The following is a 21,007-nucleotide window of genomic DNA, read 5'->3' as shown; positions in this document are numbered from 1 at the left end:
ACGTGTGAATCCTGGGCGTTGAGTGTGAATCGTGGGCGGCGACACGCCGGGATCTTGCGCCGTAGAGTCACGCAGAACGCCGGGGTTTCACGCTCGACTCCGTGGTTGCACGGCCGACTTCGCCCACACCGCGACCGCTCCGGCGGTTATGCGCTCACTGGGCCACCGAGATGGCCCGAGCCGTCGCCTCGCGGATCGGGCCGCGCCACACGTCGCCGTGCCCCGGCAGCAACACCTCGGTGTCGAGCAGGGCCAACGCGTCCAGGCTGCGCAGCGAATTCTGCTGGCTGTGGCTGAACACCTCCGGCAGCAGCTGTGGCCCGTCGTGCTTGAGCAGGGGGTGGCCGGTGATCAGGGCGTCGCCGCTGACCAGGACCCCGTCGACCACATACGAGCAGTGCCCGCTGGTGTGCCCCGGGGTGAAAACGGCCATCGGATGCCCGGGCAGGCCGGCGGCCACGTCGGCGGTCAGCGGCCGCGTCGACGGGATGCCGTCGCGGATCAGGCCGCCGCTGCGCACCACGTGCAACCCCCACGCCGCCCACCGCGGCCGCCAAATGCGAAGGGCGACATCGAAAACCGAGGCCTGCTCCAGGTATTCGCGCTTGGCGTGCCCCACCTCGTCGGCGTGGCAATACACGTCGGTGCCGTGCTCGTTGGCGAACCAGATCGCCGAGCCCAGGTGGTCGATGTGGGCGTGGGTAAGCAGGATGGCACGCACGTCGCCGGCGTCGAAGCCCAGCTCGCGCAGCGATGCCAGCACGTCGGGGCGGTCCCCGGGATAGCCGGCGTCGATCAGCATCACGCCGGTGTCGTCGGCGACGATCGTCCAGTTGACGGCGTCGCCCCGGGCGAGGTGCACCGTGTCGGTGGCTTGAACAAGAGTTGGCGCCGGTCCCATGCCCGCGAGTGTAGGTCTGACGCGCGGCGTAGCCGGGCGCGGCGGGTCGCGACCATCGGCACGGAGCGATCGCAAGCGCGGCGTAGCCGGGCGCGGCGGGTCGCGACCATCGGCACAGGAGTAGAAAGAACTCGTGGCTGAACTGAAACTCGGATACAAAGCGTCCGCCGAACAATTTGCACCGCGCGAGCTCGTCGAGCTTGCCGTCGCCGCCGAAGGTCACGGCATGGACAGCGCAACGGTCAGTGACCATTTCCAGCCGTGGCGGCACGAGGGCGGGCACGCGCCGTTCTCGCTGGCCTGGATGACCGCGGTCGGCGAACGCACGAAGCGGATCACGCTGGGCACCTCCGTGCTCACCCCGACCTTCCGCTACAACCCCGCCGTCATCGCGCAGGCCTTCGCCACCATGGCCTGCCTGTACCCGGACCGCATCTTCCTCGGGGTCGGTACCGGCGAGGCGCTGAACGAGATCGCCACGGGATACGAGGGCGACTGGCCAGAGTTCAAGGAGCGGTTCGCCAGGCTGCGCGAGTCGGTGCGGTTGATGCGCGAGCTGTGGCGCGGCGACCGCGTCGACTTCGACGGCGAGTACTACCGGCTCAAGGGCGCCTCGATCTACGACGTGCCCGAGGGCGGGGTCCCGATCTACGTCGCGGCCGGGGGCCCCGCGGTCGCCAAGTACGCGGGGCGCGCCGGCGACGGCTTCATCTGCACCTCCGGCAAGGGCGAGGAGCTCTACAAGGACAAGCTGATCCCCGCCGTCAAGGAGGGCGCCGCGATCAACGACCGCAACGTCGACGACATCGACAAGATGATCGAGATCAAGATCTCCTATGACCCCGATCCCAAACTGGCGCTGGAGAACACCCGGTTCTGGGCGCCCCTGTCGCTGACCGCCGAACAGAAGCACAGCATCGACGACCCGATCGAGATGGAGAAGGCCGCCGACGCGCTGCCGATCGAGCAGGTCGCCAAGCGCTGGATCGTGGCATCCGATCCCGACGAGGCGGTCGAAAAGGTCGGCCAGTACGTGAAGTGGGGCCTCAACCACCTGGTGTTCCACGCGCCCGGTCACGACCAGCGCCGGTTCCTGGACCTCTTCGAGAAGGACCTGGCGCCGCGGCTGCGGCGGCTGGCCTGAGGGGCGGACGAGTGGTCTCGGGCGCCGCAACGGCAATCTACATCGCCGCGCCCGAGCCGGAGACCGGAAAGTCGACGATCGCGCTGGGCCTGCTGCACCGGCTGACCGCGACGGTCGCGAAAGTCGGTGTGTTCCGGCCCATTACGCGTTCAGATGGCGGCGATCGCCAACGCGGCGAAGCCGGGCGCAGCGGGTCGCCGCAGGACCTGGAAAATCGCGACTACATCCTGGAACTGCTGCTGTCGCGCACCACGGCGGGCCTGTCGTACGAGCAATGCGTCGGCGTCACCTACCAGCAGCTGCACGCGGACGGCGACGCGGCGATCGCCGCCATCGTCGACGCCTACCACGCCGTCGCCGAGAAGTGCGACGTCGTGGTGATCGTCGGCAGCGATTATTCCGAACTCGGACAGGCGATTCGACCCGCGGAGCTTTCCACCAACGCGCGCATCGCGGTCAACCTCGGCGCGCCGCTGCTGCTGACGGTCAGCGGCAAGGGCCGCACCGCCGGTGAGGTGGCCGACGTCGTCAAGGTGTGCCTGGCCGAGCTGGACGCTCAGCACGCCCACACCGCGGCGGTGGTGGCCAACCGCTGCGAACCGGCCGAGCTGGACGCCATCCGGAAGAAGTTGGACGAGGCGCTGCGGCCATCGTCCCTGCGCAGCTACGTCCTGCCCGACGAACCGCTGTTGTCGGCGCCGACGGTGGCCGAGCTTCAGAGCGCGGTGCGCGGGACGCCGGTCAGCGGCGAAGAGTCGCTGCGCGAACGCGAGGTCACCGGTGTGATGGTGGCCGGGATGACCGCCGACCACGTCCTGGAACGGCTGCGCGACGGAATGGCGGTCATCACCCCCGGCGACCGCTCGGACGTGGTGCTCGCCGTCGCGAGCGCCCATGCCGCGGAAGGGTTTCCGTCCCTGTCGTGCATCGTCCTCAACGGCGGCTTCGAGCTGCACCCGTCCATCGCGGCCCTGGTCGCCGGGCTGCGGCTGCGGCTGCCGATCGTCGCCACCGCGCTGGGCACCTACGACACCGCCAGCGCGGCGGCCTCCGCCCGGGGCAGCGTCACGGCGGCGTCGCAACGCAAGATCGACACCGCGGTCGAGCTGATGGACGGCCACGTCGACATCACCGATCTGCTGGCGCAGCTTGCCATTCCGATCCCCACCGTGACCACGCCGCAGATGTTCATCCATCAGCTGACGCTGCAGGCGCGTTCGGATCGCAGGCACATCGTGCTGCCCGAGGGCGACGACGACCGCATCCTGCGCTCGGCCGGGCGGGTGCTGCAACGCCGCGTCGCCGACCTGACCATCCTGGGCGACGAGGCCCAAATCCGCCAGCGCGCGGGCGAACTCGGGGTGGACCTGGCTGATGTGACGGTGATCGATCCGCGCGCCAGCCGGTTGCGCGACGAGTTCGCCGACCAGTATGCGCAGTTGCGCAAGGCGAAGGGGGTCACCGTCGAGCAGGCTCGCGAGATCATGCGCGACACAACGTACTTCGGCACCATGATGGTGCACAACGGGATGGTCGACGGCATGGTGTCCGGCGCTGCCCACACCACCGCGCACACCGTGCGGCCCGCGTTCGAGATCATCAAGACCGTCCCGGACGTGTCCACCGTGTCCAGCATCTTCCTGATGTGCCTGCCCGATCGTGTCCTGGCCTACGGCGATTGCGCGATCATCCCCAATCCGACACCGGAGCAGCTGGCCGACATCGCAATCTCCTCGGCGCGCACCGCCGCACAATTCGGCATCGAACCGCGGGTCGCGATGCTGTCCTACTCGACCGGCGACTCCGGCGCCGGTGCCGACGTCGACAAGGTCAGAACGGCAACGCAATTGGTGCGAGAGCGCAACCCCGACCTGCCGGTGGAGGGCCCCATCCAGTACGACGCGGCGATCGAACCGTCGGTCGCGGCCACCAAGCTGCGCGACTCGCCGGTGGCCGGGCGCGCCACGGTGCTGATCTTCCCCGACCTCAACACCGGCAACAACACCTACAAGGCGGTCCAGCGCAGCGCCGGAGCCCTCGCCATCGGACCCGTGCTGCAGGGTCTGCGCAAGCCGGTGAACGACCTGTCGCGGGGCGCGCTGGTCGAGGACATCGTGAACACCGTTGCCATCACCGCGATTCAGGCGCAGGGCGGCCCCGATGGGAAGTAGCAGCGCGCGCCTGGTGCTGGTGATCAACTCCGGCTCGTCGTCGGTGAAGTTTCAGCTGGTCGATCCCGATTCGGGCACGGCGCTCTCGACCGGCCTCGTGGAACGCATCGGCGAAGAGGGGTCTCCCGTCCCCGACCATGACGCCGCGCTGCGCCGCGCGTTCGACACGCTGGCCGACGACGGCATCGACCTCAAGACATGCGGCGTCGTCGCGGTCGGCCATCGAGTGGTGCACGGCGGCAACGCCTTCTACGAGCCCACCCCGCTGGACGACGCGGTGATCGCCCGGCTCGGCGAACTGTCGGACCTGGCGCCGCTGCACAACCCTCCCTCGCTCAAGGGAATCGAGGTCGCCCGGCGGCTGCTGCCCGACATTCCGCACATCGCGGTCTTCGACACCGGGTTCTTCCACGACCTGCCGCCCGCCGCCGCGACCTACGCCATCGACCGCGACCTGGCGCAGCGGCATCAGATCCGCCGGTACGGGTTTCACGGCACCTCGCACCGCTACGTCAGCGAGCAGGCCGCCGCCTTCCTGGACAGGCCGCCCGGCGACCTGAAACAGATTGTGCTGCACCTGGGTAACGGCTGCTCGGCCTCGGCGATCGCCGGCACCCGGCCGATCGACACCTCGATGGGCCTCACACCGCTGGAGGGGCTGGTGATGGGCACCCGCAGCGGGGACATCGATCCCAGCGTCGTCAGCTACCTGTCCCACACCGCCGGGATGGGCGTCGACGACGTCGAGACCATGCTCAACAAGCGATCCGGGGTGCTGGGCCTGTCCGGTGAGCGCGACTTCCGCCGGCTGCGAAGGATGATCGAATCCGGTGACGAGTCAGCGCAATTGGCCTATAGCGTGTTCACGCATCGGCTGCGCAAGTACGTCGGCGCCTACCTGGCGGTGCTGGGGCACACCGACGTCATCAGCTTTACCGCGGGGATCGGCGAGAACGACGCGGCGGTGCGCCGCGACGCGGTCGCGGGCATGGAGGAGCTGGGCATCGTGCTCGACGAGCGCCGCAACCTCGGTGGCGGCAAGGGTGCGCGGCAGATCTCCGCCGACGATTCGCCGATCGCCGTCCTGGTGATCCCGACCAACGAAGAGCTCGCCATCGCCCGCGACTGCGTAAACGTGCTGGCGGGCTCCTAGCGGGCGTCGAGTGTGCATCCTGGGCTTTGATCGTGAACCGTCGGCGGCGACACGCCGATAATCGACGCCGTAGGTTCACACCGAAAGCCCCAGGTTCACACTCGATTTCGCGAGCGCCTCGCGCACCCGGCGCAGGATGCTGGCCGGGCGATCCTCGGCGACCACCCGGACTATGGTCCAGCCCATCTCCTCGAGCATCTCCATGCGCCGGAGGTCTTTGACGAATTGGCGCCGGTCGGTGCGGTGGTGATCGCCGTCGTACTCGACAGCCACCAGCGATTCCTCCCAGCCCAGATCCAGGTAGGCGAACGGTAGGCCGTCGGCGCCCAGCACCGGGATCTGCGTCTGCGGCCGGGCCAGGCCGGCGTCGATGAGGAGCAGTCGCAGATAGCTCTCCCTGGGGGACTGAGCGCCGGGGTCGACCAGGTCGAGCGCGACCTCCAATCGCCGCACGCCGGGTGCGCGAGGATGCGCCGCCGCAACATCCAGCACGTCGTCGACCTTGAAACCCGTTGCCCGGGCGAGCGCGTCCAGCCTCACCACGGCCGAGCGCACCGCGCCGCGCCGTCCGATGTCGAAAGCGGTCCGCTCCGGAGTGGTGACGGCGAGCCCGTCGCGGATCTGGGTCTCGCCGGCGCACAGCGTTTCCCGGCGTGTCAGCACGCCGCGGGGAGGATGAGTGTTGGTGTGTATCAGCTCGACCGGGACGTTGTCGGGGATCCACTGGGCGCCATGCAGCGCGGCCGCGGCGGCTCCGCCGATGACCGCCCTCCGCCCCGACCACAGCCAGGCCGCCCGAATGCGCAATTCGAGCGGCACCTCGGCATGCGTCGGCACGTAGACGTTCGGAAACACCGCTCGGTAGGACATCCGCAGCTGGTGGCGGCTGAGACTTCCCGACGCCAACTCCTCGCTGCCGATGAACGGCACTCGTCTCATGCCGCGAACGATTGCACGTCAACCACGGTCGGCGAGTGCGTCTGTGCACAGGGCGGGCCACGCGACGGCAAGCCGCCGGACGGGCTGACGCCGGGTCCGCGAGGCCCCGGCTAAATCGACTGTGAATCACCGACTTTGAGTGTGAACTCACGGCTTTCAGTGTGAACCCACGTCGGGGTTTGTCGGCGTGTCGCCGCCCAGGGTTCACACTGAACGCCCAGGATTCACACTCGACGGCGAAGGGCCGACGCGGGAAAGGCCGACGCGGGAAAGACCGACGCGCGAAAGGCCGACGCGCGAAGGGCCGACACGGGAAAACCGCCAGGCGGCGCAAACCGGCAAACCCGCAAATACCTCAGAACGTGCTCGTGGGCCGCACCCGGTTGGCCATGTCCACCAGCTCGTAGCGATGCCGCTGCGTGGGGGCGACGCGGGCCAGATTGCGCAGCGCCGCCTCGACGCCCAGCCGCAGCCCGTGCTCGGTGAACGGAAAGCCCAGGATGTGATTCGTGCTGGCCTTGTTGTCCTCCAACCAGTCCATCGCACAGCCCAGCACCAGCGCCCGGATCTGCAACACGCGTGGTTCGGTGGGCGGCAGCGCCTCCACCCGTCGCGCCGCGTCCCGGATGTCCTCCTCGGTGATCTCGCTCTTGGACCGGCCGGACAGCAGCGTCACCGCGCTCGTCAGGCGCGCGGTGGTGAAGTGCCGGGAGGTGGCCGGCACCTCGTCCAGCGTGCGCACCGCGGCGGCCCGATCACCTTCCGCGGACAGCGATCTGGCCAACCCGAAGGCCGCCGAGATCACGCCGTCGTTGGTCTTCCACACCGTCTCGTAATGCTTGTGCTCGTCGACGTCGCCGGCCAGCTCGGCGGTGGCGGCCAGCGCCAGCTTCGGTGCGAGCTCACCCGGGAACGTGTCCAGCACCTCGGTGAAATGTGTTGTGGCCGAATCGTAATCACCGGTGAGCAGGTCGGCCACCGCCTTGTACCAGACCAGCCGCCACTGCCAACCCACCCGCTCGGCCAGGTCCTCGAGCTTGCGGGTGGCCTTGGCGACGTCGCCGAGATCCAGCAGCGCGCGCACCTCCATCAGCGGTAGCTCGACCGACTCGGACAGCTCGGCGCCGTCGGCGTCCAGCGTCCCGTGCCGGGCCGCGCGCAACGAGTCCAGCGTCTGCACCGGCTGCGACAACACCGTCGCCTGCAGCACCGACGCGGCGACGTCGGCCGGATTGACCAGCGGCACTTGCAGTGCGGTGACGATTTCGCGGGCGGTCAGCTTCTCCGAATGGACCTGCCCGTCCAGGTACACGTCGGTGTGCGCGACCAGCAGATCCACCCCGAACGTGGAGCGGCTGGGGGAGAAGATCGTCGACAGGCCGGGCCGCGGCACCCCGGTGTCGTGGGCGACCACCTCACGCAGCACGCCGATCAACTGCGCCGACATCTCCTCGGTGCTGGCGAACCGGCGACGCGGGTCGGGATCGGTGGCGCGGCGCAGCAACCGGTGGAACGAGTCGTAGGTGCTCAGCACCGGGTCGTGCTCGGGCAGGCCGTCGACGTAACGGCCGTTGCGGGTGCGCAGGTTGAGCGTGAGCGCCGCCAGCGTGCGGCCCACCGTATAGATGTCGGTGGCGACCGTCGGGCCGGTGCGCACAATCTCCGGCGCCTGGAAACCCGGTGTGCCGTAAAGGTATCCGAACGAATTGATCCGCGACACCGCGCCCAGGTCGATGAGCTTGAGCTGCTCCTCGGTGAGCATGATGTTCTCCGGCTTCAGGTCGTTGTAGACCAGGCCGATGGAGTGCAGATAGCTCAGCGCGGGCAGGATTTCCAGCAGGTAGGCGATGGCCTCGGCGACCGGAAGTTTCTCGCCCTTCCCGTGCTTGAGCGACTGCCCGCCGACGTACTCCATGACGATGTAGCCAACCGGATTGCCGTGCTGGTCCTTGTGTTCGACGAAGTTGAAGATCTGCACGATCTGCGGGTGGACCACCTCGGCCAGGAACTGCCGTTCGGCCATCGCGATCGCCTGCGCCTCCGCGTCGCCGGAGTGGACCAGGCCTTTGAGCACGACCGGCCGGTCGTTGACGTTTTTGTCGACGGCCAGATACACCCAGCCCAGCCCGCCGTGCGCGATGCACCCCTTGACCTCGTACTGGCCGGCAACGATGTCGCCGGGATTGAGTTGCGGCAGAAACGAATACGGGCTGCCGCAGGCCGGGCACCAGCCCTCCGACGTGCCCTTGCTCTTCTTGCTGGACCGGCCCACCGGCTTCCCGCAGTTCCAGCAGAAGCGCTTGGACTCGGGGACCACCGGGTTGGTCATCAGCGCTTCGCGGGGGTCGATGTCGCGTCCCCGCGGGATCTCGACGAGTCCACCGCCGAGCTGTCGGACCGCGGGCAGCGCCCGCGTCGCCACCGTCATGCGGTCGCCGGTGTCGGTGTCCAGGGCGCCCAGCGCGATGTGCGGAAAGTCGTCGTCGTCATCGTCGAAGTCGGGCCGAAACAGCGCCTGCGTGGCCTGCAGCCGCCCCGTCGAGGCGCCGGTCTGGACCTCCGCCGGCTGGGTGCCGGGGTTCGCGTCCTCCACCGTTTCCGGGCCCGATTCCGGCTTCTCGGAGTGCTTGTCCGGCTCGGCCATCAGTCCAGATACCTCGGTGTGGGCGGGGCCGGCGCGGGGCCCAGCACGGTCAACCACTTGCGGTACAACGTGTTCCACGTGCCGTCGCGGCGGATCCTTTCCAGGGTCCCGTTGACGAACCGCACCAGTGCAGTGTTGTTCAGGTTGATGCCGATGCCGTAGGGCTGGGTGGCCATGTTGGGGCCGACGATGTGCAGGTAGGGGTCCTCTTCGACCAGCCCGGCCAGGATCGAGTCGTCGGTGCTCACGGCGTCGATCTCGCGCTGCTGCATCGCGACCAGGCAGTCGGCCCAGTTGACCACCGACACGATGACCGGCGGCGGGTCGATCTGCCGGATGCGGTGCAGCGAGGTGGTGCCCTTGGCCACGCACACGCGTTTGCCCGACAGGTCGCTCACCTTGACGATCGACGAGTCGCGCGGGGCGAGGATGCGCTGGTTGGCGTCGAGGTAGACGGTGGAGAAGTTCACCAGCTTGCGCCGGTCGCAGGTGATGGTCATGGTCTTGACCACGATGTCGACCTCGCCGCGTTGCAGCGCGGTGACCCGCTCGTCCGACGACAGGATCCGGTACTCGACGTGGGACGGCGCGCCGAAGATGTCGCGGGCGATCTCGCCGGCGAGGTCGACGTCGAACCCGGTGATCTCGCCGGTGATCGGGTCGCGGAAGCTGAACAGGTTGCTGCCGATGTCGAGCCCGACGATCAGCCTGCCGCGCGCGCGGATGTCGGCGACCGCGGCGTCGGCCTCGGCCTTGGTGGGGAAGGGCCGCAGGCTGGCCGTCAGGTCGCAGTCCTGATTGGGGCCGTCGGGCGGTAGCGGCGGCTGCGGCGGCAGCTGTTCCATGCCGACCGGGGTGGGCGGCGGCAACGTCGGGACGCTGGCGACGTGCAGCGATTCCGTGTGCCCGCAACCCGCCAGCACGCAAACCGTGGCGGCCACGGTGCACGCCCGGCGCAGCAGGGGCAGGCGGATCATTATCGATACTCTTTCAGCCGCGGCCACAGGCCCAGCGCCACCGCGATGGCCGCCCCGAGGCTGAGCACCACGCCGCCCACCTGGGCGCCGGAGAGCCCGCTGCGCGCGTTGATGACGTCGTTGCGCAGGTGGATGCGGCCCTGGTCCATGGCCTTGACCAGCTCGTCTTCCAGCTTGTCGAACGCCGGGGTGGAATCCTCCTCGCTGCTGCCCAGCGCGACCTGGGTGGCGGCGCGGTAGTTCCCCACCGAGATGTACGAGCTGATCCGGTCATTGGCCTGACGCCAGCGCAGCAGCAGCTGGTCGGCGCCCTCGAGGTCCGGTTTGTCCACGGCGTCGCTGCGGGACATGTACTGGTCGAGCTGGCGGTGCATCGAGTCGATCCGCTGATAGAACGACTGCTTGCGCTTCTCCTCGTCCCCGCGGCGGATCAGCGACAGCGTCTCGTCGGCGCGCGCCTGCTGGGCGGTGATCGCGACGTTGGTGACGGTCTTGAGGGACTCCGCGGCGGTGTCCTTCGCGCTACGACTTGCCGTCGTAGAGATGGTTAGCGCAGTCCCGACCCACACCACCATGACGAGGATAGCGAGAGCGCCCACGACCAGGCCCGGGTTGATGCGGCGCCGGGTGCGCCGGGCCAGCCAGCGATGCGAGAAGGCGCCGAAGACGACGGTGGTGCCGACGACCATGATGACCGGCGCCGGAATCTGGGTCGACGCCGTGGTTTCCACGTCCACCCGCTCCGAGGTGGCCCGGTACAGCCGCGCCGCGTCGGGCAGGATCGTCGACTGCATCAGCCCCGATGCCTCCGACAGGTACGACGAACCGACCGGGTTGCCCGCCCGGTTGTTGGTCCGGGCGATCTCGATCAGGCCGGTATAGACGGCCAGCTGGGCGTTGATCCGGCCCAGTAGCTGCACCTGCGGTTCGTCGGTGAGCCCGCTGGAGGCCCTGGTCACGGCCACGGCCGCGTCGGTGATGGCCTGCTCGTAGCGCTGCCGCACGGGCGGCGGTTCGGCTTCGGCGATGAACGCCGTGGCCGCGGCGGCGTCGGCCACCGACAGCGTGGTGTAGAGCCGCCCGGCCGCGAACGACAGCGGCTCGGTGTGGTTGAGCACCGTGGTGAGCACCTGTTGCCGGTGGTTGATGGTGGTCGAGGTGGCGAAGGCGCTGATCCCGCCGAGGGCCGCCAGCACGATGCCGATGGTCAGGATGCGGCCCGGCGTCGTGGAGATGAACCACCAGCGGGGATGGGCTGGTTCGGCCGGTGACCGCGATCCCTGCGGCTCGGTCGACGGGTGCGCCAGCTCAACCGTCACGTCTGATCAGCCCTCATCTCTTGGCCACTGGATTTCGCTGCACGGACCTCTATAAGCGAAGTCTAAGAGCATGTTCGGGTGGATGGGTGGAGGCCGACGCAATTGCCGACGCGCCGAAGACCGCCAAGAACCAAGTCTGCCTATCCTTGATCCGTGCAGGGCGACGGCGACGGTTGGGTGATCTCGGAGCGCGGCGCCCATTACTGGGGTCGGTACGGCGCCGCCGGTCTTTTGCTGCGCGCCCCGCGGGACGACGGCACGCCCGCGGTGCTGCTGCAGCATCGGGCGGTGTGGAGCCATCAGGGCGGGACCTGGGGGCTGCCGGGTGGGGCCCGGGACAGCCACGAGACGCCCGAGCAGACGGCGGTCCGCGAGGCGAACGAGGAGGCCGGGCTGCTCGTCGACCGGCTCGCCGTGCGCGCGACGCTGGTCACCGCCGAGGTCGCCGGGATCGGCGGCACGCGGTGGAGCTACACGACCGTCGTCGCCGACGCCGACGAGTTGCTGCACACCGTCCCGAACCGGGAAAGCGCGGAAATGCGGTGGGTGGCCGAGGACGAGGTGGCCGACCTGCCGCTGCATCCGGGTTTCGCGGCCAGCTGGCAACGGCTGCGCACCGCGACGGCGCTGGTGCCGCTGGGCGACGGCGACGAACGCCGGCAGTATCTGCCCCGCACGATCGAGGTCGAGGCCGGCGTCTTCGTGTGGTGCATGCCGGGTGACGCCGACGAGGTCCCGTCGCAGCTGAGCCGACGGATCAGCTCGCTGCTGCCAGCGCCGAACTGAGCCGCCGGGCGGCCGCCCGCGGGTCGGACGCCGCGGTGATCGCGCGCACCACCACCACACGGCGGGCGCCGGAATCGAGCACCTCGGGCAGCCGCTGGGCGTCGATGCCGCCGATCGCGAACCACGGTTTGTCGGTCCCCAGCCCGGCGGCGGCGCGGACGAGCCCCAGGCCCGGCGCCGCGCGGTCCGGCTTGGTGGGCGTCGGCCAGCAGGGGCCGACGCAGAAGTAGTCCGCTTCGCTGACGGCCGCGGCGCCGGCCTGGTCGGCGCTGTGGCTGGAGAGCCCGAGCAGCACGTCCGGACCGACGATGTCGCGCGCGACGTCCAGCGGCAGGTCCCCCTGCCCGAGGTGCAGCACGTCGGCGCCCGCCGCGCGGGCGATGTCGGCGCGGTCGTTGACCGCGAACAGGGCGCCGTGCCGGCGGGCGGCGTCGGCCAGGATCTCGCAGGCGGCCAGCTCCTCGCGCGCCTCCAGCGGCCCGAACCGCTGCTCGCCGGCCGACCCCTTGTCGCGCAGCTGGATGATGTCCACGCCGCCGGCCAGGGCGGCGTCGGCGAACTCGGCCAGGTCGCCGCGCTCGCGGCGCGCGTCGGTGCACAGGTACAGCCGCGCGGTGGCCAGGACGGAGGGTCGTCTATCCCAGGGACGCTGCACACCGAGACGCTAGCGCGCTAGCGTGGAGCGCAGAGAATTACCAGACACGGGAGTCCCGGGAGCGGGGCTGAGAGTGGGCACAGCCGCGAGGACCTGCCCTTACCGTCACACCTGATCCGGATCATGCCGGCGAAGGGAGGCTCGACAATGACCGGGATGCCCTCGGGCCCACCGCTGGGGTCGCTGGCCGTCATCGGCGGCGGCGTCATCGGGCTGGCGGTGGCGCGCCGCGCCGCGCAGGCCGGCTGGTCGGTGCGGGTGCACCGCAGCGGGGAGCGGGGCGCATCCTGGGTCGCCGGCGGCATGCTCGCCCCGCACAGCGAGGGCTGGCCGGGCGAAGAGCGATTGCTGCGGCTGGGCCTGGAATCCCTGCGGCTGTGGCGCGACGGCGGTTTCCTCGACGGCCTGCCGGCGGGGGTGGTCACCGCCTGCGAGTCGCTGGTGGTGGCCGTCGACCGCGCCGACGCCGCCGACCTACGCACCGTGGCGGACTGGCTGTCCGCACAGGGACACCCCGTGGTCTGGGAGTCGGCCGCCCGCGACGTGGAACCCCTACTCGCGCAGGGCATCCGGCACGGCTTTCGGGCGCCCACCGAGCTGGCCGTGGACAACCGGGCGGTGCTCGACGCGCTCGAGGCGGAGTGCGAACGTCTTTTGGTGCGGTGGGCGCCGCCGGTGCACGACCTGTCGGCGGTCGAGGCCGACGCGGTGGTGATCGCCAACGGCATCGACGCGCCGGCGTTGTGGCCCGGGCTGCCGGTGCGCCCGGTCAAGGGCGAGGTGCTGCGACTGCGGTGGCGCAAAGGCTGTATGCCGTTGCCGCGGCGGGTGATTCGCGCCCGGGTGCACGGCCGGCAGGTCTACCTGGTGCCGCGCGCGGACGGCGTGGTGGTCGGCGCGACCCAATACGAGCACGGGCGCGACACCGCCCCGGTCGTCTCGGGGGTGCGTGACCTCCTCGACGACGCCTGCGCGGTGCTGCCGGCGCTCGGTGAATACGAGCTGGCCGAGTGCGGCGCCGGGCTGCGCCCGATGACACCCGACAATCTGCCGTTGGTGCATCGCCTGGACGCGCGCACGCTGGTCGCCGCCGGTCACGGCCGGTCGGGGTTCCTGCTGGCGCCCTGGACGGCAGAACAGATCGTTTCCGAACTCGCACCGGTGGGAGCCGCGCAATGATCATCCTGGTCAACGAGAAAGAGGTCGACGTCGACGCGCACACCACGGTGTCGGCGCTGCTCGATTCCCTGGGCTTCCCGGACCGCGGCGTCGCCGTGGCGATGGACGACGCGGTGCTGCCGCGATCACGATGGGCGACGGAGCTTTCGGAGCTTCCCGGCGCTCCCGTGCGTCTCGAGGTGGTGACGGCGGTGCAAGGTGGCTGACTCGAAACTGACCATCGCGGACCGCAGCTTCGCCTCGCGGCTCATCATGGGGACCGGGGGAGCGAGCAACCTGGCGGTGCTGGAAGAGGCGCTCGTCGCGTCGGGCACGGAACTGACCACCGTCGCGATCCGCCGGGTCGACGCCGAGGGCGGCACCGGGTTGCTCGATCTGCTGGGCCGGCTCGGAATCACGCCGCTGCCCAACACCGCGGGATGCCGCGGCGCCGCCGAGGCGGTGCTCACCGCTCAGCTGGCGCGCGAGGCGTTGAACACCAACTGGATCAAGCTCGAGGTGATCGCCGACGAGCGCACGCTGCTGCCCGACGCGGTCGAATTGGTGCGCGCGGCAGAGCAATTGGTCGACGACGGGTTCGTCGTGCTGCCCTACACCAACGATGATCCCGTGCTTGCGCGCCGGCTGGAGGACGCCGGATGCGCGGCCGTCATGCCGCTGGGATCGCCGATCGGGACCGGGCTGGGCATCACCAATCCGCACAACATCGAGATGATCGTCGCCGGGGCCCATGTCCCGGTGGTGCTCGACGCCGGCATCGGCACCGCCAGCGACGCCGCGCTGGCCATGGAATTGGGTTGCGACGCCGTGCTGTTGGCCTCCGCGGTGACCCGGGCCGCCGATCCCGCCGCGATGGCCGCCGCGATGTCGGCCGCCGTCACCGCCGGCTATCTGGCCCGGCGCGCCGGGCGGATCCCGAAGCGGTTCTGGGCGCAGGCCTCGAGCCCTGGCGCGGCGACGATGCGGGCCGCGCAGCGGGCCACCGAGGAGCCGGGCAATCGAGCCTGAGCCGATGAAACGCTATGTCGCGCTGGGCAGTTCGATGGCCGCCGGTCCCGGTATCCGGCCGCGCGCCGCGGGTGCCCCGCGCTGGTCGGGCCGGTCCGCCCGCAACTATGCCCACCTGATCGCCCGGCGATACGGCTACGACCTTGTCGACGTCACCTTTTCCGGTGCGACCACCGCGAACGTGCTCGCCGAGCGTCAACGCGGCGCGCGGGCGCAAGTCGACGCCCTGGACGGTTCGGAGGGTCTGGTCACCATCACCATCGGCGGCAACGACGTCGGCTACGTACCGCTGTTGATGGCGGCCGCACTGCCGCGCCCGCTGCGGCGCGTGCCACTGTTGGGCGACCGCATCCGCGAACTGCTCGATCCCGACGCGCGAGATCGGGCCCTCGACGCGGTGTTCGAATCGCTGTGCGCGGTGGGCCGCGCGGTGCGTCAACGATCCGCAGGGGCGCGGATTTTCTTCGTCGACTACCTGACGATGCTGCCGCCCGCGGGCACGCCGGCCCCACCGCTGTCGCCCGCTGACGCCGACCTGGGCCGGCACGTGGCCGCCACGCTGGAAAGGATGACGGCCGACGCTGCCGCGGCGACCGGCTGCGGAATCGTCCACGCCGCCGCGGCCAGCCGCGAGCACCACGCCTGGTCGGCGGAGCCGTGGACGACGCTGCCGGCGCGCTACGGTGTTCCGCTACCGGGTCGCCCCGCACCGTTGCACCCGAACCCCGCCGGGATGCGCGCGGTAGCGGATTTGATTGCGGCTCAGCTGTAAACGTCAGCCGTTCGTGCGCCACCACTGGTAGAGCGCGTTGACGTCGGCGTTGGCCGCGGTCAGGTGACCCAGCACGTTCTTGGCGTCGGTGGTCCAGGTCAACGTCGCGTAGTTCTTGTAGGTGCCGCAGGCGATCTGGCCGCCGGTCTGGCCGTTCTGCTTCCACGTTCCCGGTGACTGCCCGGCGTCCCCGCACGCGGCCAGCGACACATCCTTGATGGTGGAACTGAAGGCGGAGCCCAGGTTCGTGCTGTTGGAGAAGAGCGCGTAGACGCCGGAGCCGGGTCCGCCGGAGTCGGGGCTCTGCCCGCACAGCAGTTCGGCCAGTTCGCCGGTTTCGGTCAGCTCCTGCGGCTTGCAGTTGTTCAGGCCGTAGCCCTTCGACAGCGAAGCCGCCAGCGTGTTCATGTCCGTGGCGCTACCGGTGTTGGGTTCGGCGACCGCGGTGGCGCTGCCCGCGAGAACCAAACCGCCCGTGACAGCTGCGGCCGATACGACGCGCAGCGCGGTGATCAGATGTGACATTTTGACTCCCTGCGGTTGTGGGTGGTTAATGCAGAAACCCCTTGCCCCCCAAGAAGATTGTCAACCGTTGGCGCGCCACCATTGGTAGAGCGCGTTGACGTCGGTGTTGGACGCACGCAGGTAGCTCAGCGTGTTTTTCGCGTCCGTCGTCCAGATGATCTCGGCGGCGTTTTGGTACGTGCCGCACGCCGCCTGCCCGGCGTTGGCGGCCGAACCGTCCTTGTGCCAACTGGACGGCGACTGGTTGGCGTCCCCGCACGGCGTCAGGACGTCCTCCTTGATGGTGGCCCGAAACGCGGTGGCCAGGTTCTCGGCGCTGGTGAACAGGACGTACTTGGCCTGTGCCGGTCCTTTCGGATCGGGGCTTTGTCCGCACGTGAGTACGGCCAGTTGCCTGCCGCGGTCGATGTTCTGGGCGGTGCAGTTGTTCAAGCCGTAGCCCTTCGAGAGCGTGGCCGCGAGCGTGTTGATGTCCGACGAGTTGCCGGTGCCGGCGGGGTCGGCGGCCGCCGTGACGCCGCCCGCTAACGCGAAACCGGCCGTGAGCGCCATTGCCATCGCCGTCTTCAGCGCGTTGCTGAAATCAGACATGAATGGCTCCTTAACGGCCGTTGCTAACACGGATAGTAGGGCTATGTCGTGGTAATGCAACACGTTCCGGCGGCAATTGTCTGTGTGGGCATTAGTTCGGGGCGTCGCCCGCAAAGCCCCAGGGCAACGGACCGCACGGGCATTTCGATGCGTCGAATATCGAATGACGTTGAGGCCGGGCGACAATCGGGACTTCGGGCCGATGCGCCGACGCCGCCGACGCACCGCGGCCGTCGTTGCGCGGATCAGATTTTTTCATTGCTAGTGCCGACGCGACGCCGAGCGGGTATGGTTAGCACCGCTTTACGCCAGCTAACTTCTCTGAGTGGAGAATCCATGACACAACCGCCGCCCCCGCCGCCGCCTCCCGGTTACCCGCCGCAGCAGCCGGCCGCCCAAGCGCCGAACAACTATCTGGTGTGGTCGATTCTGGTGACCCTATTCTGCTGCCTTCCGTTCGGGATCGTGGCGATCGTCAAATCCAGCCAGGTCAACGGGTTGTGGGCGCAGGGCCGCTACGCCGAGGCGCAGGCATCGGCCGAGAGCGCCAAGAAATGGGCGATCTGGTCGGCGGCCATCGGCGTCGTCGTCGGCATCATCTACGTCATCTTGATGTCGGTCGGCGCGCTGAACACGAACACGAACGCGGCGCTCGCCGCGATGTTCTAAGCCCGGATCTCGATGCTGGTGACCCGCCGGGGGGCGGCGCACGCGGGCCTGGGTGCACCACTGGTGGTGGCCGCATCCACGACGTTGATGTGCGCCGCCATCTGGGCGGGTGACCCGACCACCCCGAACGGCCCGCTGCCGGTATGCCCCACCAAGGCGTTGTTGGGGATCGACTGTCCCGGTTGCGGCAGCCTGCGCATGCTGTATTCCCTCATGCACGGCAATGTGTTGGCGGCCGCCAGGTTCAACGCTCTGGGCCTGGCGGCGGTCGTGCTGCTGGTGTGGGCGTACCTGGCCTGGACCTACGGACACCTGGTGGGCCGGCGGGTCCGCAGTTGGCAACACCGCCGCTGGGCCGCCGCGGTGACACTGTCATTGGTGCTGGCGTGGTTCGTGGTGCGCAACATTCCCTTCGCCCCCTTCACTGCGCTGTATGTCTGATCCCGACGTGTCCTGATCCCGCCCGCTCGGACCGCGGTCTAACCTGGGCGCGATGGTGAACAAACTCGCGACGTTGCCGGCGGCGCTCGCCGTGATCGCCCTGACCGCATTCTCGACCGGTTGCTCCCACCGGTCCGGCTCGGAGCAAACGACGGGTGCGGCCGAGTTCGCGTCCGCGCTGAAGGGCAAGGTGACGATCGACGCCATGATGGCCCACCTGTCCAAGCTGCAAGACATCGCCAACGCCAACAACGGCACCAGGGCGGTGGGGACCCCCGGCTACGAAGCCAGTGTCGACTATGTGGTTAATACCTTGCGCGACAGCGGTTTTGATGTGCAGACGCCCGAGTTCTCGGCGCGAGTGTTCCATGCCGAGAAGCCGGAGCTGACCGTCGACGGCAGGCCGGTGGAGGCGCGCGCGCTGGACTTCAGCCTGGGAACCCCACCGGGCGGGGTGAGCGGGCCGCTGGTTGCCGCGCCGGCGAACAGCTTGGGCTGCGCGGCCGCCGACTACGGCGATCTCCCGGTGCGGGGCGCGGTGGTGCTCGTCGATCGCGGCACCTGCCCGTTCGCTCAGAAGGAAGACGCCGCGGCGCAGCGCGGAGCCGTGGCGATGATCATCGCCGACAACGTCGACGAAGAACAGATGGGCGGCACGCTCGGGCCGACCACCGAGGTGAAGATCCCGGTGCTCAGCGTGACGAAATCCACCGGGGTGCAGCTGCGCGGCCAGCCGGGGCCCACCACGATCAAGCTCGATGCCAGCGCGCAAAGCTTCAAGGCCCGCAACGTGATCGCACAGACCAAGACCGGTTCGGACGCCAACGTGGTGATGGCGGGGGCGCACCTGGACAGCGTGCCCGAGGGGCCCGGGATCAACGACAACGGATCGGGAGTGGCGGCGGTGCTCGAAACCGCTGTGCGGCTGGGCAGTTCGCCGCCGGTGCACAACAAGCTGCGATTCGGCTTCTGGGGTGCGGAGGAACTCGGGCTCATCGGGTCGCGGAACTACGTCGAGTCGCTGGACCTGGCCGCGCTCAAAAACATTGCGCTCTACCTCAACTTCGACATGCTGGCATCGCCGAACCCCGGCTATTTCACCTACGACGGGGACCAATCGCTGCCCATGGACGCCCGCGGCAAGCCGGTGGTCCCCGAAGGCTCGGCCGGCATCGAGCGCACGCTGGTCGCTTACCTGAAGTCGGCCGGCAAGACCGCGCAGGACACCTCCTTCGACGGCCGGTCCGACTACGACGGATTCACCCTGGCGGGCATCCCCGCCGGCGGCCTGTTCTCCGGCGCCGAGGGGAAGATGTCCGCGGACCAGGCCAAGCTGTGGGGCGGGACGGCCGACCAACCGTTCGACCCCAACTACCACCAAAAAGGCGACACCCTCGACCACATCGACCGCACCGCGCTGGGAATCAACGGCGGCGGGGTGGCCTACGCGCTCGGGTTCTACGCACAGGACCTCAGCGGACACAACGGGGTCCCGGCGATGGAAGACCGCGTCCGGCACGTCCTCGCCAAGTCATGAATCCCCGCTGGGGTGCAACGCTGTTGCTGATCGCGGCGCTCGTGGCCGGGTGTTCGTCGACGCGGCCCGCCCCGCACGCCGCGACACCCGACCTCGGGCACGGCCTCGCCAAAAAGATCACCGTCGAGGGCATCCTCACCCATCTGCGCGCCCTGCAGGACATCGCCAACGCCAACGGCGGCAACCGCGCGGACGGCACGCCGGGCTTCAACGCTAGCGTGGACTACGTCGCCAAAGCGCTGCGCGACAAGGGGTTTGACGTGCAGACGCCGCAGTTCGACCGGTTGTACACCGTGTCGATGGGTAAGCCGTCGCTGACCGTCGCGGGCCGCACCTATCCCGTCGACCAGGCGTCGCTGCTGGTCCAAACGCCCCCGGGCGGCCTGACGGGGCAACCGATCCGGCCGGCACAGCCATCGGGTTGCGCCGCCCACGACTACCCGGCCGCGATGCCCAAGGGCGCGATCGCCGTCGTCGACGACACCCGCTGCTCGGTCGTCGACAAGCAGAACGCCGCGCTGGCCAACGGGGCGAGCGGGCTGATCGTGCTGAGCGCCCCCACCGGGCGAGGGGCGCCGCCCACGTTGTTCAGTCCCGGTTATTTCAAGCAGCTGACCGTGCCGGTTGCCGTCGTCAACCCGTACGGCGCCTCCGCGCTGACCGGTGTGACCGCACCGATCCGCCTGGTGCTCGACGCCGTCAACACCAAGATCACCTCCCGAAATGTCGTGGCACAGACCAAGACCGGTTCTCCGCACGACGTCGTCGTGGTGGGTGCGCAGCTCGACGGTTCACGCGCCGGACCCGGCATCAACGACGACGGCTCCGGGGTCGCCGCGGTGCTCGAGACGGCGCGTCAGCTGGGACCGCTGGCCCCGGTGAACAACGCGGTGCGGTTCGTGTTCTGGGGCGCCGAAGCCGAGGGGCCGAACGGGGTCATGGATTACGTGTTCGGCATGGACCGTGATCAGCTCAACGACATCGCGCTCTATCTGAACTTCACCATGCTGGGCTCGCCCAACGCGGGCTTCTTCACCGACGACGGCGATCAATCCGGCCCGCCCGGACCCGGAGTCTTCGCCGCGGACGTCCCCGAAGGCTCGGCGGGCATCGAGCGCACGCTGGCCGGCTATCTGAACCTGGCCGGCAAGCGTCCCGCGGACATGCCGCTGAATTCCCGGGCCGACTACCACCCCTTCATGGTCGCGGGCGTGCCGATCGGCGGGCTGACGACCGGTTCCTCCCAGACGAAGACCACCGTGCAGGCGCGCTTGTGGGGCGGCCAGGCCGGCGTGCCGTTCGATCCGAACTTCCAGAGCCCGCGCGACACCGTCGACAACATCAACCGGGAAGCCTTGGGGATCATGGGTTCTGGCGTCGGTTTCGCGGTCGGCAGCTACGCCGAGTCCATCGGCGGGGTCAACGGCGTGCCGGCACACGACAAGAGGCATCGCACCCGAATGCCGTAGGGGCGTTTTGTCGGACACTGCAAAATAATGCGCTGCGCCAAGCGCTATATCGCTCGCGGGAGTTTAGCAGGCGTCCGCGATCCCAGCAGCAGAATCATCGAACTCCTTTCCTGAGAACATAAGAGCT

At 69.3% G+C, this 21,007-nt stretch carries 20 protein-coding genes and 1 riboswitch; of the genes, 12 read left to right on the top strand and 8 right to left on the bottom strand.

The genetic code is table 11. From position 1 onward, the window contains the following. Positions 1 to 154 precede the first annotated feature (154 nt). Complete coding sequence (locus W7U_RS19110) at positions 155 to 901, bottom strand: MBL fold metallo-hydrolase (RefSeq protein ID WP_036429538.1); 747 nt, start codon at positions 899 to 901, stop codon at positions 155 to 157. A 133-nt stretch (positions 902 to 1,034) separates the two neighbouring features. Here W7U_RS19110 and fgd point away from each other — a divergent pair, with 133 nt between their 5' ends. From fgd to W7U_RS19095, 3 genes are read left to right on the top strand one after another with little or no spacing between them, the layout of a single operon-like run. Next, on the top strand, positions 1,035 to 2,045 hold the full coding sequence (gene fgd / locus W7U_RS19105) for a glucose-6-phosphate dehydrogenase (coenzyme-F420) (protein WP_008261452.1): 1,011 nt from the start codon (positions 1,035 to 1,037) through the stop codon (positions 2,043 to 2,045). Positions 2,046 to 2,056: 11 nt separating this feature from the next. Further along, entirely contained in the window at positions 2,057 to 4,216 is a 2,160-nt protein-coding gene (gene pta / locus W7U_RS19100) for a phosphate acetyltransferase (RefSeq protein WP_008261450.1), read from the top strand. Further along, positions 4,206 to 5,369 (top strand): acetate kinase, encoded by a 1,164-nt coding sequence (locus W7U_RS19095; protein WP_014383396.1) that lies wholly within the window; start codon positions 4,206 to 4,208, stop codon positions 5,367 to 5,369. Before pta ends, W7U_RS19095 begins: the two co-directional genes overlap by 11 nt. Positions 5,370 to 5,444: 75 nt before the next feature. Here the strand turns inward: W7U_RS19095 and W7U_RS19090 are convergent, their stop codons facing one another. The 4 genes from W7U_RS19090 to glnX form a co-directional block, all read right to left on the bottom strand. Continuing rightward, complete coding sequence (locus tag W7U_RS19090) at positions 5,445 to 6,308, bottom strand: hypothetical protein (RefSeq protein WP_036389707.1); 864 nt, start codon at positions 6,306 to 6,308, stop codon at positions 5,445 to 5,447. 355 nt (positions 6,309 to 6,663) lie between these two features. Then, positions 6,664 to 8,952, bottom strand: a complete 2,289-nt coding sequence (locus tag W7U_RS19085; protein ID WP_008261442.1) for a serine/threonine-protein kinase PknG — start codon at positions 8,950 to 8,952, stop codon at positions 6,664 to 6,666. Further along, a complete protein-coding gene (locus W7U_RS19080; RefSeq protein WP_008261441.1) occupies positions 8,952 to 9,929 on the bottom strand; it encodes a glutamate ABC transporter substrate-binding protein in 978 nt (325 codons plus the stop codon). Before W7U_RS19080 ends, W7U_RS19085 begins: the two co-directional genes overlap by 1 nt. Beyond that, positions 9,929 to 11,248 carry a protein kinase G-activating protein GlnX gene (gene glnX, locus W7U_RS19075; RefSeq protein ID WP_008261439.1) on the bottom strand — a complete coding sequence of 440 codons (1,320 nt, stop codon included), beginning with the start codon at positions 11,246 to 11,248 and terminating at the stop codon, positions 9,929 to 9,931. Before glnX ends, W7U_RS19080 begins: the two co-directional genes overlap by 1 nt. A 153-nt stretch (positions 11,249 to 11,401) precedes the next feature. Between glnX and W7U_RS19070 the strand changes: the two genes are divergently transcribed. Next, entirely contained in the window at positions 11,402 to 12,034 is a 633-nt protein-coding gene (locus W7U_RS19070; protein ID WP_008261437.1) for an NUDIX hydrolase, read from the top strand. Here W7U_RS19070 and thiE read toward each other — a convergent pair. Beyond that, positions 12,006 to 12,656, bottom strand: a complete 651-nt coding sequence (thiE, locus tag W7U_RS19065; RefSeq protein WP_170320631.1) for a thiamine phosphate synthase — start codon at positions 12,654 to 12,656, stop codon at positions 12,006 to 12,008. The two genes, W7U_RS19070 and thiE, sit on opposite strands and share 29 nt — an antisense overlap. Positions 12,657 to 12,725: 69 nt before the next feature. Further along, a riboswitch (TPP riboswitch) is annotated at positions 12,726 to 12,844 on the top strand. 1 nt (position 12,845) lies between these two features. On the opposite strand from thiE, the gene thiO reads away from it, so the two are divergent. The 4 genes from thiO to W7U_RS19045 are packed head-to-tail and all read left to right on the top strand — an operon-like array spanning position 12,846 to position 15,648. Then, the gene (gene thiO / locus W7U_RS19060; RefSeq protein WP_008261433.1) at positions 12,846 to 13,868 is read left to right on the top strand and encodes a glycine oxidase ThiO; all 1,023 of its coding nucleotides are present in this window, start codon (positions 12,846 to 12,848) and stop codon (positions 13,866 to 13,868) included. Continuing rightward, positions 13,865 to 14,074: a sulfur carrier protein ThiS gene (thiS, locus tag W7U_RS19055; RefSeq protein ID WP_008261432.1), complete on the top strand. Its 210-nt coding sequence runs from the start codon at positions 13,865 to 13,867 to the stop codon at positions 14,072 to 14,074. The genes thiO and thiS overlap by 4 nt, the downstream gene beginning before the upstream one ends. Then, positions 14,067 to 14,876, top strand: coding sequence for a thiazole synthase (locus W7U_RS19050; protein ID WP_008261431.1), 810 nt, complete (start codon positions 14,067 to 14,069; stop codon positions 14,874 to 14,876). Before thiS ends, W7U_RS19050 begins: the two co-directional genes overlap by 8 nt. Positions 14,877 to 14,880: 4 nt before the next feature. Further along, positions 14,881 to 15,648, top strand: coding sequence for an SGNH/GDSL hydrolase family protein (locus W7U_RS19045; protein WP_008261430.1), 768 nt, complete (start codon positions 14,881 to 14,883; stop codon positions 15,646 to 15,648). Positions 15,649 to 15,651: 3 nt separating this feature from the next. On the opposite strand, the gene W7U_RS19040 is transcribed toward W7U_RS19045, so the two are convergent. Both W7U_RS19040 and W7U_RS19035 read right to left on the bottom strand, forming a co-directional pair. Next, entirely contained in the window at positions 15,652 to 16,173 is a 522-nt protein-coding gene (locus tag W7U_RS19040; protein ID WP_008261427.1) for a hypothetical protein, read from the bottom strand. 60 nt (positions 16,174 to 16,233) lie between these two features. Then, positions 16,234 to 16,764, bottom strand: a complete 531-nt coding sequence (locus tag W7U_RS19035; protein ID WP_008261424.1) for a hypothetical protein — start codon at positions 16,762 to 16,764, stop codon at positions 16,234 to 16,236. A 336-nt stretch (positions 16,765 to 17,100) separates the two neighbouring features. On the opposite strand from W7U_RS19035, the gene W7U_RS19030 reads away from it, so the two are divergent. The 4 genes from W7U_RS19030 to W7U_RS19015 are packed head-to-tail and all read left to right on the top strand — an operon-like array spanning position 17,101 to position 20,880. After that, positions 17,101 to 17,433 carry a CD225/dispanin family protein gene (locus tag W7U_RS19030; protein ID WP_008261422.1) on the top strand — a complete coding sequence of 111 codons (333 nt, stop codon included), beginning with the start codon at positions 17,101 to 17,103 and terminating at the stop codon, positions 17,431 to 17,433. Positions 17,434 to 17,445: 12 nt separating this feature from the next. After that, positions 17,446 to 17,874, top strand: a complete 429-nt coding sequence (locus W7U_RS19025; protein ID WP_008261420.1) for a DUF2752 domain-containing protein — start codon at positions 17,446 to 17,448, stop codon at positions 17,872 to 17,874. A gap of 52 nt (positions 17,875 to 17,926) precedes the next feature. Continuing rightward, positions 17,927 to 19,411 (top strand): M28 family metallopeptidase, encoded by a 1,485-nt coding sequence (locus W7U_RS19020; protein ID WP_008261417.1) that lies wholly within the window; start codon positions 17,927 to 17,929, stop codon positions 19,409 to 19,411. After that, entirely contained in the window at positions 19,408 to 20,880 is a 1,473-nt protein-coding gene (locus W7U_RS19015; RefSeq protein ID WP_008261415.1) for a M28 family peptidase, read from the top strand. The genes W7U_RS19020 and W7U_RS19015 overlap by 4 nt, the downstream gene beginning before the upstream one ends. Positions 20,881 to 21,007 lie beyond the last annotated feature (127 nt).

It is taken from the genome of Mycobacterium sp. H4Y (genome assembly GCF_000364405.1).
GTDB lineage: Bacteria > Actinomycetota > Actinomycetes > Mycobacteriales > Mycobacteriaceae > Mycobacterium > Mycobacterium intracellulare.
The sequence above is the reverse complement of the archived record's forward strand: the minus strand, read 5'-3'. Positions and strand labels throughout refer to the sequence as shown.